Origin of the sequence: Pseudomonas reinekei, from assembly GCF_001945365.1 — a bacterium.
In the GTDB taxonomy this organism is placed as follows: domain Bacteria; phylum Pseudomonadota; class Gammaproteobacteria; order Pseudomonadales; family Pseudomonadaceae; genus Aquipseudomonas; species Aquipseudomonas reinekei.
In genome coordinates this window covers 48906-62756 of sequence record NZ_MSTQ01000028.1, presented here as the reverse complement: position 1 = coordinate 62756, position 13851 = coordinate 48906, and the positions used below count along the sequence as shown (strand labels likewise).

Sequence of the window (13851 nt, the reverse complement as noted above, 5' to 3'; positions counted from 1 at the left end):
TGTGGGAGCTGGCCTGCCAGCGATGGCGGCCTGACAGGCGACCTTGATGTTGCGGTCGTACCCGATTCATGTGGGAGCTGGCCTGCCAGCGATGGCGGCCTGACAGGCGACCTTGATGTTGCGGTCGTACCCGATTCATGTGGGAGCTGGCCTGCCAGCGATGGCGGCCTGACTGTCAGCCTTGCATTTGCTGGTGTACATATCCGTTGCTGCGGTAACGGCTGCTTAGGGTTCCGCTCTTACAGCGGGTCACTTTGGAAAAGCCCCAAAGTAACCAAAGGGCTCTTGCCCCTTTCGTTCGGTGCCTCGCTGTGGCTCGGCATGCCCGCGCTCCGGTCCTGCTCCGTGGGCCCGCCGCCATCGGCCATCCATGGCCGGGGGCGGCTAACCCGGCATCCATGCCGGGTTGCCCACTGCGCAGCACCTGCGCTCGGCCTCTCGAGGGGGCAGGTAAATCAAAAGCCAAATCAAAAGCGAGGCGGCCTACCGGCCGGCCTGTTTGTCGGGTTCGTCCGCATTCGCACCTGTAGGAGCCGGCTTGCTGGCGATGGCGCCGTAACAGCCACCGGATCTGACAGATGTATCCCGCCACCAGCATTCCCTTCGAAACACGGCTTTTCCTTGGCCCTGAAAGCAACAAGCCGAAGCAATCGCTCCGGCTTGTGTCATCAGCAGTTCACTCCATCAGTCACGCAACCACTCGATAACACGGCACATAGGCGGCACCACCCGGCAACTTCATCCGGTGCTGCGCGACAAAGGCCTTGAGCAGTTGATCCAGCGGCTGCATGACCGCCGCATCGCCACGGATCTGATACGGACCGTGTTGTTCGATCAGGCGGATGCCCTTGTCCTTGACGTTGCCGGCGACGATGCCGGAAAACGCGCGGCGCAGGTTGGCGGCCAGTTCGTGGGGCGGCAGGTCGCGGCTCAGTTTGAGGTTGGCCATGTTTTCGTGGGTCGGGTCGAACGGGCGCTGGAAGCCTTCGTCGATTTTCAGCAACCAGTTGAAGTGGAACGCATCGTTGCGCTCGCGGCGGAACTGTTTGACCGCCTTGAGGCCCAGGGTCATCTGCCGGGCGACTTCTGCCGGGTTGTCGATGATGATCTGGTAATGCTGTTTCGCAGCCTCACCGAGGGTGGCGCCGACGAAGGCGTCGATTTGCTCCAGGTACGGCGCGGCGTGTTTCGGGCCGGTGAGGATGACCGGGAAGGGCAGGCCTTCGTTGTCCGGGTGCATGAGGATGCCGAGCAGGTACAGGAACTCTTCCGCGGTACCCGCGCCGCCCGGGAAGATGATGATGCCGTGGCCGACGCGAACGAAGGCTTCCAGGCGTTTTTCGATGTCCGGCAGGATGACCAGTTCGTTGACGATCGGGTTCGGCGCCTCGGCGGCGATGATCCCCGGTTCGGTCAAACCGAGGTAGCGGCCACCGTGGATGCGCTGTTTGGCGTGGGCGATGGTGGCGCCTTTCATCGGGCCTTTCATCACGCCGGGGCCACAACCGGTGCACACGTCGAGGCTGCGCAGGCCCAGTTCGTGGCCGACTTTCTTGGTGTATTTGTATTCTTCGGTGTTGATCGAATGGCCTCCCCAGCACACCACGATTTTCGGTTCGACGCCGGGGCGCAGGGTGCGGGCGTTGCGCAGCAGGTGGAAGACGTAGTCGCTGATGCCCTGGGAAGTGCTCAGGTCGATGCGTTGGCTGTCGAGTTCGTTTTCGGTGTAGACGATGTCGCGCAGGGCGCTGAACAGCATTTCACGGGTGCTGGCGATCATTTCGCCGTCGACGAAAGCGTCGGCGGGGGCGTTCAGCAGTTCCAGGCGTACGCCGCGGTCCTGTTGGTGAATGCGGATTTCGAAGTCCTTGTAGGCTTCGAGAATGGTCTTGGCGTTGTCGACGTGGGCGCCGGTGTTGAGGATGGCCAGGGCGCATTGGCGGAAGATGTCGTAGGTGCTGCCGGATCCGGCTTCGCTCAGTTGTTGGACTTCCCGTTGGGAGAGTGTTTCCAGGCTGCCTTTCGGGCTGACCGAAGCATTGATTACGTGTCGTTGGGTCATTCAATGATCCTTAAAACGATGTCATTCCTACAGAAACAATGAATGGCATCCGAATAGTGTGTATCCATGAAAGAAGATGGCACTAAATACGCGGTCTCGCCATGTCCCCGATTGACGATGAAAAGATGAAAAGGGAGCCCAGCATAGCTAAATCCCGTGCAGAGGCGATAATGCCCCGCAGTCTTTTTGATGCAGCGTCTTTTTACCACTGAAGAAAGGAATCCTGCCGCAATGTTCGAAATCCAGCCGATGGACGCCCAAACCTACCGCCAACAGACCCGGCGCAGCACGCTGATCATTGCGCTGATCTTCGTGGCGCTGGCGATGGTGCTCTCCACGGTCGCGGTGGCTGTGTTCGGCGAGCCTGGCGGCGACAACCTGCGGTTCAACATCGGCGGTGTGTTTGCCGCGGTGCTGGTGATGGCGGCGTTGATGCGCAAAGTGTTCTGGACCCAGGATTGGATGGCGCCAGCGGTCTATAGTTGGCAACTCAAGCGCAGTCTGATGAGCGTCACCAACGTCATGCATCACCTCACGGTCGCCGTGGAGGCGGATGATCCGACGGCCATGAAGCTGCTTCGGTTCTACCATTTGGGATTGAGCCAAATGCACGAACTGGACGGTAACTCCAGCGACCAGGGGCAATTGCGCCGGGAAATGCAGCAACACGAAGCGCGAATGCAGGCGCTGGGGCTTGATCCGCAGCAAATACGCCTGGACCCGGCCTGGCTGGAGGCGGTGAAGCGCACATCAGGCTAACCCCGATAGCGTGGCCATCCCGGGGAAGGCATAGTGAGTAGAAATCGAGCAGGAAGCCTCGTTTTCCCAATCATCAAGGAGCGAGCGACATGGGGCATCCGTCCATTCACGATCGTATCGAAAGTAGCCGGCCTGGCGTTGCCCGCCTGAAGATTCGCTCCGCAGTGACGCTGCTGGTTGCGGTGTGCCTGTCGATGGCGGTGATTGTCATCTGGGAAGGCTGGCGCTCTCGCCAGTACCACCTGCATGACAAGGAAGTGGCGATGTCCAACCTTGCGCAGACCCTGTCCTCGCAAGCGCAGGCGACGATCAAGCAGGCCGATACGCTGCTGCTTACGCTGGTCGATCGCCTCGAAAACGATGGCATCGATGGGGGGCGGATCAATCGCTTGCAGCGTTTGCTCAGCGCCCAGCGCAGTGAATTGAGTCAGATCCATGGCCTGTTTGTGTATGACGAAACCGGGCGATGGATCGCCAATTCAAACGGCGCCGAAGTCGGTGTGGCGAACAATTCCGACCGCGAATACTTCATCTTCCATCGTGATCACCCTGATCGCGGCCCGCACATCGGCCCGTCGATCAAGAGCCGTTCCAGCGGCGAATGGATCATGACCGTATCACGGCGGGTCAATCATCCCGACGGCAGCTTTGCAGGCGTCGCACTGGCGACGATTTATCTCAGCCACTTCCTGCAGCTCTACGACAGCATCGACATTGGCAGCAACGGTGTGATCAGCCTGATCGCCGACGATGCCCGCATTGTCGTGCGTCGACCGTTCCATGATGCGGACATCGGTTCCAGCTTGAGCAAGAGCCCGCTTTTCACCCAGTTGCTGCCCGTCAGCAGTGCCGGCACGGCCACGATCACATCGGTGATCGACGGCGTCGAGCGCGTGACGGGTTATCGTCGGGTCGAGGGCTATCCGCTGATTGTCTTTACCGCGCTGAACAAAGACGAAGTGTTGGCGAGCTGGCGCAAGGAGTCGCTGCTCAGTGCCGCTATCGTCTCGTTGTTGCTGGGGTTTTTGGGCGTGTTGGGTTATCGCCTGATCAAGCTGATGAAACAGCAAAACCGCATTCAGAATGAACTGCTCGGCGCCCAGGACAAGTTGCTGGAGGTCAATCGCAACCTGGAGCTGTTGGCGCTGGAAGACGCCCTCACCGGGCTGGCCAACCGGCGTCAGTTCGATCTGTTCATTCACGCCGAAGCGGGGCGTGCCCGGCGCAACCATACCGGCCTCGCGCTGCTGATGATCGATGTCGATCATTTCAAGGCCTTCAACGATCGCTATGGGCACCTGGCGGGCGACGACTGCTTGCGCAAGATCGGTGCGATCATCGTCGACACCATCAAGCGTCCCGGTGACCTGGCGTCGCGTTTCGGCGGCGAAGAGTTTGCCGTGGTGCTGCCCGGGACCGATTACGTGGGGGCGTTTTTGCTGGCGGAGAAAATCCGTAGCGCGGTGCTCGCCAGCGGCCTGGAGCACAGTGAAAGTCCCGAAGGGGTGGTGACGGTCAGCGTCGGCGTCTGTGGCTACGATGCGGCTTCCCAAGCGGCTACCGAAGACTTGATCGGTGCTGCCGACAAGGCGTTGTACGTGGCCAAGGCCAGCGGTCGCAACATGAGCGTCATCGCCAACTGAGATTCAGACAAAGCGGTCACTGCCCTGCATCCGCATGTTACTCAATCCTCGGACTGCGCTCTTTCAACGGGTCCACTGTTTGATGACCTGAACATAGACCACCCCGTTGACCAGTAACACCAGCCCGGCCAGCCACAGTTGAATGCCCGGCGTCAGGCCGGCCGGGTAAATGATCGGCCACACATAATGCTCGATGAAACCGGCGCCATAACCGCTTTGCCCGGCAGCATGGCGCATCAGGTTTTCCCAGCGCGTCAGCGGGCAGGGCAGGTGGAACACTTCCACTGCCACACCCCATGCGGCGCAGGGCAGGTGCCAGCCGATCAGGCCGCGCCATTTGAGCAGCAGCAACCCGCCGAACAAGACGAACAGAATGAATGCCAGGTGAAACAGCACCAGCCCATCGGCGGCAATTCGGTAAAACATCTCGTCTCTCGCTGGCGTCAGGCGATCGCTCTATCCTACTCGCGAAAATCAGAGATCTGCGCGAGCATGCGTCCGATGTGCCTGGCGTGATAGAGCAACTTGTCGACCTGTTCGACGAATTACAGTGCCGTATTGCGCAGGGAAGCATGCTCAACAAAGATGAAACGGCGGAGAACGCGTGCGCGATCTGAATGGAACGGGTTCGTGGCAATGCGCAAGATTGTTCAAGCCTTCGGCGGCGACTGCTGGCACAGTCTGGCAACTTTCTTCTGGTTGTAGAGCGTTATGTCCAACTCACACCTGCCGCGCAGTGCGTTTCTTCGCGGTGCCGCGGCGATCATGCCGTTGTCCCTGGCCACCGCGCCCTGGGGCTTGCTGGCCGGTTCCATGGCCATCGAGGCCAACCTCACACCGCTGCAAGGGCAAGGCTTGTCGAGCATTGTCTTTGCCGGCGCCGCGCAATTGGTGGCCATTGGCATGCTCAAGGGCGGGGCCGGGATCTTTTCGATCCTGTTGACCACGCTGTTGCTGACTTCCCAGCATCTACTCTACGGAATGAGCCTGCGCTCGGTGATTTCGCCGTTGCCGGGTCGCTGGCGTGTGGGCCTGGGCTTTCTGCTCACCGACGAGTTGTTTGCCCTGACCAGCCAGCATGACAAGCAGCAGTTTGATCGCTGGTACGCCTTGGGCGTCGGCCTGACGTTCTACATTGCCTGGAACCTCTTCACCCTCGCCGGAATCGTCCTTGGCCGCAGCATTCCCGGCCTGGAGCACCAGGGGCTGGATTTCTCCATTGCCGCCACTTTCATTGCACTGATCACTCCGGTGGTGCGCAACGTGCCAACCGTGGTCTGCGTTGCTGTTTCGTTGTTCTGCTCGGTGCTATTCAGCTATTGGCAGTGGGGCTCGGCGCTGGTGTTGTCGGGGCTGGCGGGCATGACTGCCGGATTTATCTGCAACAAATTCCAGGGAGCGCGCACATGATGGTCTGGGCAGTGATTGTCGGCATGGGCGTGCTGGTGTTTCTCAATCGTTATGTCTTTCTCGAGCCGCGGCTGCCGCTGCGTCTGAGCAGCAATGCCCGGCAGTTTCTCGGCTTCGCCGTGCCCGGGATGTTGACCGCGATTTGCGGGCCGATCGTGTTCATGCCCGAGAAACAACTGAACCTGCAATGGGACAACCCGTACCTGATCAGTTCGCTGGTGGCGGTCTGCCTGGTGCTCTACACCCGCAACACCTTGCTCAGCATGGTGTTGAGCATGGGCTTCTTCTTTTTGCTGCGCGGGTGGCTGTAAGTCGGGCACAGGATTCTGATCTACGCTTAAAACGGATGAACAGTTCCTTCAGGAAGAGAGGTGAACATGGCAATCGACCCCAAGCGTCCGGACCCGGAAGACGACATGGATGAGCCGACAGAAGAAGAGCTTGAACTGCAGCGAAAATCGGAGAAGACGTGGAAACACGACGACAGTCGCGAGTTGTCGGATCGTGACATCGAAATTCCATTAAAACCCTGACCCCTGACCGGGTTCCAGGCCCGATAAAGCCCCGTTTTGTCGCGGGGCTTTGTCGTGACTGTAACCGTTACCTGGAGTTTTCCAGAGTGTTCAGGAAGTCCGGATGAGCGGCCCGAAAACCCAATGTCTTGTCGATCCAGGCATTGAGTTCGTTGACCATTACCGGGGGCTTGCCCGGGTAACTTTCGAGGGTTGAACTCAGGATTTCATTGATATTGGGGATTGAACGCAAGTTACGGGTCTGTATGTATTGCCCGATGAAACAGTCGAGTTGGTAGTGCTCTGTCTTTGTAAGATAAACACGCGCCAGACTCACGACTTGATTATTTATAAAATCGTCGCGCAATTTCGTTCTCTGCAAGGCTTGATGTATGGGGATTGCCTAATTGCTGACTCTTTGGTCAGCTGATGGTGCTGCTGGAAATACGGCGCGAATACTAGCGGTAGCGACAAAAAATGTATGCAACGCGACTCCCTGGTCAGACCAGCGGTTGAATCGGGAATGCCGGTGTTAATTGACTGAAACAGTCTTCCTTGTAGTTGTAACTTTATCCTTCAGAAATACCTGTTATTTATGCCAGAGTCACTGTCGTTATTGACACTTTCAGGTTGTTTCAATAATTAATTCCGGTCCTTGGTTTCTCGCATTGCCAACCGCTTTTCCAATCTTGTGCCAGCAGAAAGCGTGGCTGTCTTCACCTTGCAAAAGTACCATTTGCTCGGCGCGTTCCCTGGGCGTGGCCGGGTCCAGCCATTCCCGCGCCAGTTCGGCGGAAAACACCACCGGCCGACGGTCATGAATGTCCAGCATGCCGCCGGCGCTGTCGGCGGTGATGATCACAAAGCCATCGTCATCTCTGGGCGCAGCGCCGCCCGTCGGGAATTGGCCGATGGCGGCGCAGAACACCGGCCCCTGATCACGTCGCCTAATCAGCCAGGGTTGCCGCGTGCCGTCTGCGGCATCGACCCATTCGAACCAGTTGTCGACAGGGCAGATCGCCCGGTGTGGCCAGATTGACCGGAAGAAAGGACCGTGGGCCACTTTCTCGACCCGCGCATTGATCGGCGCGGCGCGATCCTTGGCCCAATGCGGACGCCAGCCCCAGCGCTGCGAATCGGCGTGCAGGCCGTCGTCTTCCCGATGCAACAGCGCCAGTTGCGTGGTGGGCGCGGCGTTATAACGCGCCAAAGGCTGATCGCCGACGTGGTTGATCAGCGCATCGGGAATGCTCAGCACCGCGACGAAGTCGTGGATGCCCCGGTATTGCGACAAGCGTCCGCACATCGACGGGTTCCTCTGGTCAAGGCTTTCAGTCTAGTTGCCTCAGTCCACGTGCGCCCGCCAGCTGCACCGCCAGTTCCTGTCGGAACCAAACTCTGTGTACCCTTATCCAACTTCGGCTCGCAGCGCGCTGGGAGCTGAAGCAGGATGAACGGGCGAAGGAATTTTGCCGTTTGACGTATTGACCGCAACGGTCTGGTCCAAGGCAAAACATGAAACAGTGGTTGAAGATACTCCTGACCGGCGCAATGGCCGTCGGCCTGCTGGGCTGTATTGCAGCCCCCATCGAAATGACCCCGCAAACCGAACAGGCTCTGCGTGCGCAACCACCGATCCGCTTTCTGCTGACATTCGATGACGGTCCCAGCGCCTCGAGTTTCTGGAACCCCACCGAAACCGTGCTCGACAGCCTGGCGGTGAACCCGCTGCAGCCGGACATCAAAGCCGTATTCTTCGTGCAAACCCGCGCCACTCGGGCCGGCAACAGTGAGATCGGCCGGGCGGTCATGCACCGCGAACGTGATGCCGGGCACATCCTGGCCTTCCACACGGCCACGCCTTCACACACCAATCACCGTTCTCTGGACGCGCAAGAGTTGCAACAGGCGCTCACCGATGGTTGTGCCGATATCGCGGCGATCAGCGGTGCGCCGCCAACCCTGGTACGGCCGCCATTCTGGAGTTACGACAAGCGCACCTTCGCCGCTTATCAACAGCATGGCCTGCATGTGTTGCTCACTGACCTGAGCGCCAACGACGGCAAGATCTGGGGCTTCAATGCCAGCCCGCGGCGGCGCTCGCACATGCTGCGTTCAATGTCCGAGGTGCGCGAGCGCATCGCCCGTGGTGAGCTGCCCGTGGTGGACGGGGTGATTCCGGTGGTGGTGACCTTCCATGACCTTAATCGCTACACGGCCCGGCATACCCGCGAGTACTTGCAGATCCTGCTCGACAGCGCCCAGGCGACGGGCGTCAGGACTGCAGGCCAGCCGTTTTACGACGACACCGCCGCGCTGCAACGCGCGGCGATGGCACGCACGTTGCGTGACAGTTCGCAGCCGGTTGAACTGCCGGGCGTGTGGAACTGGATCTGGAAGGACAATCCGCATTGAATAATCTGTTCAAAGTGAGAGGCATTTAACACTTTGCGCTGGCGCAAAATCGGCAAAGGCGATCTATGCTGAAACGGATCCAAACCGATCAACTGTCGCCGAGGCACCGGCCATGGTTCCTATCTCAGTACTTTGCAACATCGTAGAGTCCGGTTTTGAGCCGCTGACTTGTGAGTGCACGGAAACCCTGGGCCTATTGCGCATCGAGGTTTTCGAGCCCGCTTCCGGCGACGTCAAGCTGTTGATCGATGGCGTGTCGACCGAGCAACTGACCAGCGTGCGCGCCATCTCCGAGCTGATCGGCGAGTTGCGGACCGAGATGAGTGCCGGGCGCCGGGCGTTTGCCGGCTGATCGCTTTCAGTTCCTCGGCAACAGTTCATCAATCATCCGCAGGCAATGGTTCAAGCCCGGCGACACATCGCCCACCCGCCGACTGAGTATGATCGGCGAGGTCGCATTGTCTTCCAGTAATGGCGTGAAGCCGATGTCGTCGCGGTGCAGCAATTGCACCGAGGCCGGCACCAGCGTGACCCCGATTCCGGCTCCCACCAAACCAATTGCCGTTTGCAGCTCGTTGGTCCATTGCGCGACGTGGATGCTCACGCCGTAGGACTCGAACAGCGCGATGACGTGATCGGCATAGCTGGGGCGTGGGTTGCCGGGGTAGAGCACAAAGGGTTCCCTGGCCAGATCGCGCAGGCTGATGGGGCCGGCAAGCAAAGGATGCCCGGCGGGCAGGGCGGCAACCAGGCGGTCTTCGGTCAGTACGGTTTGTACGATAGCCGGGTCGTCGATACGGATGCGTCCGAAGCCGATATCGATACGTCCGGCCTTCAATGCCTGCACTTGTTGCAGGGTGGTCATTTCCGAGAGGCCCAACTCCAGCTCCAACGGCTCGCCACTGCGCAAGCGGCGGATCAGTTCCGGAAGCACGCCGTACAGCGTCGACGGCGCGAAACCGATGCCCAGCCAGGTTTTTTCCCCCAGCCCGATGCGCCGCGTGTTGTCGCAAATCTTGTTCAGCTGTTCGAGCAGGGCGGTGGAGTGTTCATGGAAAAATCGTCCGGCGTCGGTCAACTTCAGTGGTCGCCCACGCTCCAGCAGGATCACCCCCAGTTCATCTTCCAATTGCTGGATTTGCCGGCTCAAGGGCGGCTGGGCGATGTGCAGCAGTTCGGCGGCGCGAGTGAAGTTGAGGGTTTGCGCCAATACCTGGAAATAACGCAAGTGCCGCAGTTCCATGGAGCCTCCAGCAGTCAGTCGGTTGCATACCTTTAAGGTATCAAGTCAGACCAATTCTATATTGGCATCGAGAAAAAAGCCGTACGAGAATCGATTCCAGAACTTCAAGAACCTGACGGGTATCGAAATGCTTGCAACAGCCATTGAGTCGATCGAGACGATCATCGTCGATCTGCCGACCATCCGCCCGCACAAGCTGGCGATGCACACCATGCAGAACCAGACCCTGGTGATCATCCGCGTGCGGTGCGCCGACGGCATCGAAGGCATCGGCGAATCCACCACCATTGGTGGTCTGGCCTACGGCAACGAAAGCCCGGACAGCATCAAGACCAACATCGACAAACACTTTGCGCCACTGTTGATCGGCCAGGACAGCGGCAACGTCAATGCCGCCATGTTGCGCCTGGAGCGCAGCATCCGTGGCAACACCTTCGCCAAATCGGGGATTGAAACCGCGCTGCTCGACGCTCACGGTAAACGCCTGGGGCTGCCGGTCAGTGAACTGCTCGGCGGCCGGGTGCGTGATGCGCTGCCAGTGGCCTGGACCCTGGCCAGTGGCGATACCGAAAAAGACATTGCCGAAGCGGAAAAAATGCTCGACTTGCGTCGCCACCGCATCTTCAAATTGAAGATCGGTGCCGGCGAGGTCAACCGCGACCTGGCCCACGTGATTGCGATCAAGAAAGCCCTGGGCGACCGCGCCAGTGTCCGGGTCGACGTCAATCAGGCCTGGGACGAAGCCGTCGCGCTGCGTGCCTGCCGGATTCTCGGGACCAACGGCATCGACCTGGTCGAGCAGCCGATCTCGCGCAACAACCGCGGCGGCATGGCGCGTCTGAACGCCATGAGCCCGGCACCGATCATGGCCGACGAGTCCATCGAGTGCGTGGAAGATGCGTTCAACCTGGCTCGCGAAGGCGCGGCTTCGGTGTTCGCCCTGAAGATTGCCAAGAATGGTGGCCCGCGCGCCGTGTTGCGCACTGCCTCTATCGCCGAAGCGGCGGGTATCGCCCTGTACGGCGGCACCATGCTCGAAGGTGGCCTGGGCACCATGGCCTCGGCGCACGCCTTCGTCACCCTGAACAAACTGGCGTGGGACACTGAGTTGTTCGGCCCGTTGCTGTTGACCGAAGACATTCTCAGCGAACCGCTGGTCTACCGCGATTTCGAGCTGCACGTGCCGAACACGCCGGGTCTGGGTCTGAGCCTGGATGAAGAACGCCTGGCGTTTTTCCGCCGCGACAAGACATCCACCGCCATTCATCAAGCCTGAGGAGAGCGTTATGCTGTTCCACGTAAAAATGACTGTGAACCTGCCGGTCGACATGAATCCAGAAGCGGCGGCCAAATTGAAGGCTGACGAAAAAGCCCTTGCCCTGCGCCTGCAAGATCAAGGCAAGTGGCGTCACCTGTGGCGCATCGCCGGGCACTACGCCAATTACAGCGTGTTCGATGTCGGCAGCGTTCAGGAGCTGCATGACCTGCTGATGCAACTGCCGCTGTTTCCGTACATGGCCATCGAAATCGACCCGATGTGCCGGCATCCATCTTCCATCCGTGACGACGACCGCTGAGCCCAGCCTGCCCAGCGCGCTAACCTAATAATTACAAGATGAGGAAACCACCCAATGAACGTCAAAATTTCCCACACTGCTGAAGTCCAGAATTTTCTCGAAGAGGCCAGCGGCCTGCACAACGACGCCGGCAATCCACGGACCAAGGCGCTGATCTATCGCATCCTGCGTGACTCGGTGAACATCATCGAAGACCTCGCCGTGACCCCGGAAGAGTTCTGGAAAGCGGTCAACTACCTGAACGTGCTGGGTGCGCGTCAGGAAGCCGGACTGGTGGTGGCCGGTCTTGGTCTGGAGCACTACCTCGACCTGCTGATGGACGCCGAAGACGAGCAGGCCGGCAAATCCGGCGGCACCCCGCGTACCATCGAAGGCCCGCTGTACGTGGCGGGTGCACCATTGTCCGAAGGCGAAGCGCGCCTGGATGACGGGGTTGATCCGGGTGTGACCCTGTTCATGCAAGGCCGCGTGTTCAACACCGCAGGCGAGCCTCTGGCCGGTGCCGTGGTGGACGTCTGGCACGCCAATACCGGCGGTACCTACTCGTACTTCGACCCGGCCCAATCGGAATTCAACCTGCGTCGCCGCATCGTCACCGACGCCGATGGCCGCTACCGTTTCCGCAGCATCGTGCCGTCGGGTTACGGCTGCCCGCCGGACGGTCCGACCCAGCAACTGCTCGATCAACTGGGCCGTCATGGCCAGCGTCCGGCGCACGTGCACTTCTTCATTTCCGCACCGGATCATCGCCACCTGACGACGCAGATCAACCTCGATGGCGAAAAATACCTGCATGACGACTTCGCTTACGCCACCCGTGACGAGCTGATCGCCAAGATCACCTTCAGCGACGATCAGCAGCGCGCCGCTGCCTACGGTGTGAGCGGTCGCTTTGCCGAAATCGAGTTCGATTTCACCCTGCAATCGTCTGCCCAGCCTGAAGAACAACAGCGCCACGAGCGGGTTCGCGCACTGGAAGACTGACAACAAGCCCTGTGGGAGCGAGCCTGCTCGCGAAGACGGAGTCAGCGTCAACATCAATGTTGACTGACATTGCGCTTTCGCGAGCAGGTTCGCTTCCACAAGGGTTTCGGTTAGCTGTCTGGAAAATCTCTGGCGACTGATGCAGTGTTCTAGAATGGCCCGAAGCGTATAACAACAACGAGAGTGACCCGATGATGCAAGCTCAACTGTTGAGTCAGCGCAGCAGAGTGTTCGACCATGCCGACCCTTATGCGGTGTCCGGCTACGTCAATCAGCACGTCGGTAATCACTGCATTCTCATGCCCCGTGCCGGCAGTCCGCTGGCCAGCCTTGACCATCGCAAGTTCGCCAGCCTCGACCTGTGCCGCATCAGCTACGGAGCCAGTGTGCGCGTGACGTCCGGTGCGCTGGACAGTATTTATCACCTGCAAGTGTTGCTGCGCGGCAACTGCCTGTGGCGTGGCCACGGCCAGGAGCATTACTTTGCGCCTGGCGAATTGCTGCTGATCAACCCCGACGATCCGGTGGACCTGACCTATTCCGCCGATTGCGAGAAATTCATCCTCAAAGTCCCGACCCGCTTGTTTGAGTCAGTCTGCGATGAGCAGCGCTGGCGTTATCCGGGGCAGGGCGTGCGGTTTCTGGAAAACCGTTATCAACTCGATGAACTGGAAGGTTTCGTCAACCTGTTGGCGATGATCTGTCAGGAGGCCGAGTCCACCGAACAGATCCCCAGGGTGCAGGAGCATTACACGCAGATCATCGTCAGCAAGATGCTCAGCCTGATGAAGACCAACGTCTGCCGCCTCGAACTGAGCTCGCAGGCGGCCACCTTCGAGGCGATTGCCGATTACATCGCCAATAACCTCAAGCAGGACATCGACAGCGAAGAACTCGCCCGCCAGGCGCACATGAGCTTGCGTTCGCTGTATGGCCTGTTCGAGCGCAATGCCGGACTCACGCCGAAAAACTACCTGCGCCAGAAACGCCTGGAACGCATCAACGCCTGCCTCAGCGACCCGACCTGCAACGTGCGTAACGTCACCGAAGTGGCGATGGATTACGGCTTCCTGCACTTGGGGCGGTTCTCCGACAGCTACCGCAAGCAGTTCGGCGAATTGCCGTCCGATACCCTCAAACGCCGGCATTGAAACCGACACGTCCAACATTCATGGCGCCTGACCCGACGTCTTCGCGAGGAGGCTCGCTCCCACAGGGGTAACGCGATCCAGTGTGGGAGCGAGCC

General features: G+C 59.7%; 16 protein-coding genes. 11 read left to right on the top strand and 5 right to left on the bottom strand.

What is annotated here, in order from left to right:
• Positions 1-688 precede the first annotated feature (688 nt).
• The gene (gene ppnN, locus BVK86_RS27675) at positions 689-2062 is read right to left on the bottom strand and encodes a nucleotide 5'-monophosphate nucleosidase PpnN (RefSeq protein ID WP_075949406.1); all 1374 of its coding nucleotides are present in this window, start codon (positions 2060-2062) and stop codon (positions 689-691) included.
• 231 nt (positions 2063-2293) lie between these two features.
• Between ppnN and BVK86_RS27670 the strand changes: the two genes are divergently transcribed.
• Both BVK86_RS27670 and BVK86_RS27665 read left to right on the top strand, forming a co-directional pair.
• Complete coding sequence (locus BVK86_RS27670) at positions 2294-2821, top strand: DUF3087 family protein (protein WP_075949405.1); 528 nt, start codon at positions 2294-2296, stop codon at positions 2819-2821.
• A gap of 89 nt (positions 2822-2910) precedes the next feature.
• Entirely contained in the window at positions 2911-4464 is a 1554-nt protein-coding gene (locus BVK86_RS27665; protein ID WP_075949404.1) for a sensor domain-containing diguanylate cyclase, read from the top strand.
• Between the two features lie 63 nt (positions 4465-4527).
• On the opposite strand, the gene BVK86_RS27660 is transcribed toward BVK86_RS27665, so the two are convergent.
• Positions 4528-4890 (bottom strand): DUF2784 domain-containing protein, encoded by a 363-nt coding sequence (locus BVK86_RS27660; protein WP_075949403.1) that lies wholly within the window; start codon positions 4888-4890, stop codon positions 4528-4530.
• Positions 4891-5175: 285 nt separating this feature from the next.
• On the opposite strand from BVK86_RS27660, the gene BVK86_RS27655 reads away from it, so the two are divergent.
• The 3 genes from BVK86_RS27655 (at position 5176) to BVK86_RS29910 (ending at position 6407) form a co-directional block, all read left to right on the top strand.
• A complete protein-coding gene (locus tag BVK86_RS27655; protein WP_075949402.1) occupies positions 5176-5874 on the top strand; it encodes an AzlC family ABC transporter permease in 699 nt (232 codons plus the stop codon).
• Positions 5874-6185, top strand: coding sequence for an AzlD domain-containing protein (locus BVK86_RS27650; RefSeq protein WP_167371524.1), 312 nt, complete (start codon positions 5874-5876; stop codon positions 6183-6185). The genes BVK86_RS27655 and BVK86_RS27650 overlap by 1 nt, the downstream gene beginning before the upstream one ends.
• Before the next feature lie 66 nt (positions 6186-6251).
• The gene (locus BVK86_RS29910) at positions 6252-6407 is read left to right on the top strand and encodes a hypothetical protein (RefSeq protein ID WP_167371522.1); all 156 of its coding nucleotides are present in this window, start codon (positions 6252-6254) and stop codon (positions 6405-6407) included.
• A gap of 67 nt (positions 6408-6474) precedes the next feature.
• Here the strand turns inward: BVK86_RS29910 and BVK86_RS27645 are convergent, their stop codons facing one another.
• Both BVK86_RS27645 and BVK86_RS27640 read right to left on the bottom strand, forming a co-directional pair.
• Positions 6475-6753 carry a hypothetical protein gene (locus tag BVK86_RS27645; protein WP_075949409.1) on the bottom strand — a complete coding sequence of 93 codons (279 nt, stop codon included), beginning with the start codon at positions 6751-6753 and terminating at the stop codon, positions 6475-6477.
• Positions 6754-7011: 258 nt separating this feature from the next.
• On the bottom strand, positions 7012-7692 hold the full coding sequence (locus BVK86_RS27640) for an SOS response-associated peptidase family protein (RefSeq protein ID WP_075949400.1): 681 nt from the start codon (positions 7690-7692) through the stop codon (positions 7012-7014).
• A 209-nt stretch (positions 7693-7901) separates the two neighbouring features.
• Between BVK86_RS27640 and BVK86_RS27635 the strand changes: the two genes are divergently transcribed.
• Positions 7902-8801 carry a polysaccharide deacetylase family protein gene (locus tag BVK86_RS27635; protein ID WP_075949399.1) on the top strand — a complete coding sequence of 300 codons (900 nt, stop codon included), beginning with the start codon at positions 7902-7904 and terminating at the stop codon, positions 8799-8801.
• A 112-nt stretch (positions 8802-8913) separates the two neighbouring features.
• Positions 8914-9153 (top strand): DUF1652 domain-containing protein, encoded by a 240-nt coding sequence (locus BVK86_RS27630; RefSeq protein WP_075949398.1) that lies wholly within the window; start codon positions 8914-8916, stop codon positions 9151-9153.
• Positions 9154-9159: 6 nt separating this feature from the next.
• On the opposite strand, the gene BVK86_RS27625 is transcribed toward BVK86_RS27630, so the two are convergent.
• Positions 9160-10044 carry a LysR family transcriptional regulator gene (locus BVK86_RS27625; RefSeq protein WP_075949397.1) on the bottom strand — a complete coding sequence of 295 codons (885 nt, stop codon included), beginning with the start codon at positions 10042-10044 and terminating at the stop codon, positions 9160-9162.
• Positions 10045-10171: 127 nt separating this feature from the next.
• Here BVK86_RS27625 and BVK86_RS27620 point away from each other — a divergent pair, with 127 nt between their 5' ends.
• The 4 genes from BVK86_RS27620 (at position 10172) to BVK86_RS27605 (ending at position 13756) form a co-directional block, all read left to right on the top strand.
• On the top strand, positions 10172-11320 hold the full coding sequence (locus tag BVK86_RS27620) for a muconate cycloisomerase family protein (RefSeq protein WP_162279056.1): 1149 nt from the start codon (positions 10172-10174) through the stop codon (positions 11318-11320).
• A 10-nt stretch (positions 11321-11330) separates the two neighbouring features.
• Positions 11331-11621 (top strand): muconolactone Delta-isomerase, encoded by a 291-nt coding sequence (gene catC, locus BVK86_RS27615; RefSeq protein ID WP_075949396.1) that lies wholly within the window; start codon positions 11331-11333, stop codon positions 11619-11621.
• 54 nt (positions 11622-11675) lie between these two features.
• Positions 11676-12605, top strand: coding sequence for a catechol 1,2-dioxygenase (gene catA, locus BVK86_RS27610; RefSeq protein ID WP_075949395.1), 930 nt, complete (start codon positions 11676-11678; stop codon positions 12603-12605).
• Positions 12606-12796: 191 nt separating this feature from the next.
• Positions 12797-13756 (top strand): AraC family transcriptional regulator, encoded by a 960-nt coding sequence (locus tag BVK86_RS27605; protein WP_075949394.1) that lies wholly within the window; start codon positions 12797-12799, stop codon positions 13754-13756.
• Positions 13757-13851 lie beyond the last annotated feature (95 nt).

What these genes read in the sequence shown, in the direction of transcription:
- ppnN (WP_075949406.1), bottom strand. Translation starts at nt 2,062, where the DNA reads ATGACCCAACGACACGTAATCAATGCTTCGGTCAGCCCGAAAGGCAGC.
- BVK86_RS27670 (WP_075949405.1), top strand. Translation starts at nt 2,294, where the DNA reads ATGTTCGAAATCCAGCCGATGGACGCCCAAACCTACCGCCAACAGACC.
- BVK86_RS27665 (WP_075949404.1), top strand. Translation starts at nt 2,911, where the DNA reads ATGGGGCATCCGTCCATTCACGATCGTATCGAAAGTAGCCGGCCTGGC.
- BVK86_RS27660 (WP_075949403.1), bottom strand. Translation starts at nt 4,890, where the DNA reads ATGTTTTACCGAATTGCCGCCGATGGGCTGGTGCTGTTTCACCTGGCA.
- BVK86_RS27655 (WP_075949402.1), top strand. Translation starts at nt 5,176, where the DNA reads ATGTCCAACTCACACCTGCCGCGCAGTGCGTTTCTTCGCGGTGCCGCG.
- BVK86_RS27650 (WP_167371524.1), top strand. Translation starts at nt 5,874, where the DNA reads ATGGTCTGGGCAGTGATTGTCGGCATGGGCGTGCTGGTGTTTCTCAAT.
- BVK86_RS29910 (WP_167371522.1), top strand. Translation starts at nt 6,252, where the DNA reads ATGGCAATCGACCCCAAGCGTCCGGACCCGGAAGACGACATGGATGAG.
- BVK86_RS27640 (WP_075949400.1), bottom strand. Translation starts at nt 7,692, where the DNA reads ATGTGCGGACGCTTGTCGCAATACCGGGGCATCCACGACTTCGTCGCG.
- BVK86_RS27635 (WP_075949399.1), top strand. Translation starts at nt 7,902, where the DNA reads ATGAAACAGTGGTTGAAGATACTCCTGACCGGCGCAATGGCCGTCGGC.
- BVK86_RS27630 (WP_075949398.1), top strand. Translation starts at nt 8,914, where the DNA reads ATGGTTCCTATCTCAGTACTTTGCAACATCGTAGAGTCCGGTTTTGAG.
- BVK86_RS27625 (WP_075949397.1), bottom strand. Translation starts at nt 10,044, where the DNA reads ATGGAACTGCGGCACTTGCGTTATTTCCAGGTATTGGCGCAAACCCTC.
- BVK86_RS27620 (WP_162279056.1), top strand. Translation starts at nt 10,172, where the DNA reads ATGCTTGCAACAGCCATTGAGTCGATCGAGACGATCATCGTCGATCTG.
- catC (WP_075949396.1), top strand. Translation starts at nt 11,331, where the DNA reads ATGCTGTTCCACGTAAAAATGACTGTGAACCTGCCGGTCGACATGAAT.
- catA (WP_075949395.1), top strand. Translation starts at nt 11,676, where the DNA reads ATGAACGTCAAAATTTCCCACACTGCTGAAGTCCAGAATTTTCTCGAA.
- BVK86_RS27605 (WP_075949394.1), top strand. Translation starts at nt 12,797, where the DNA reads ATGATGCAAGCTCAACTGTTGAGTCAGCGCAGCAGAGTGTTCGACCAT.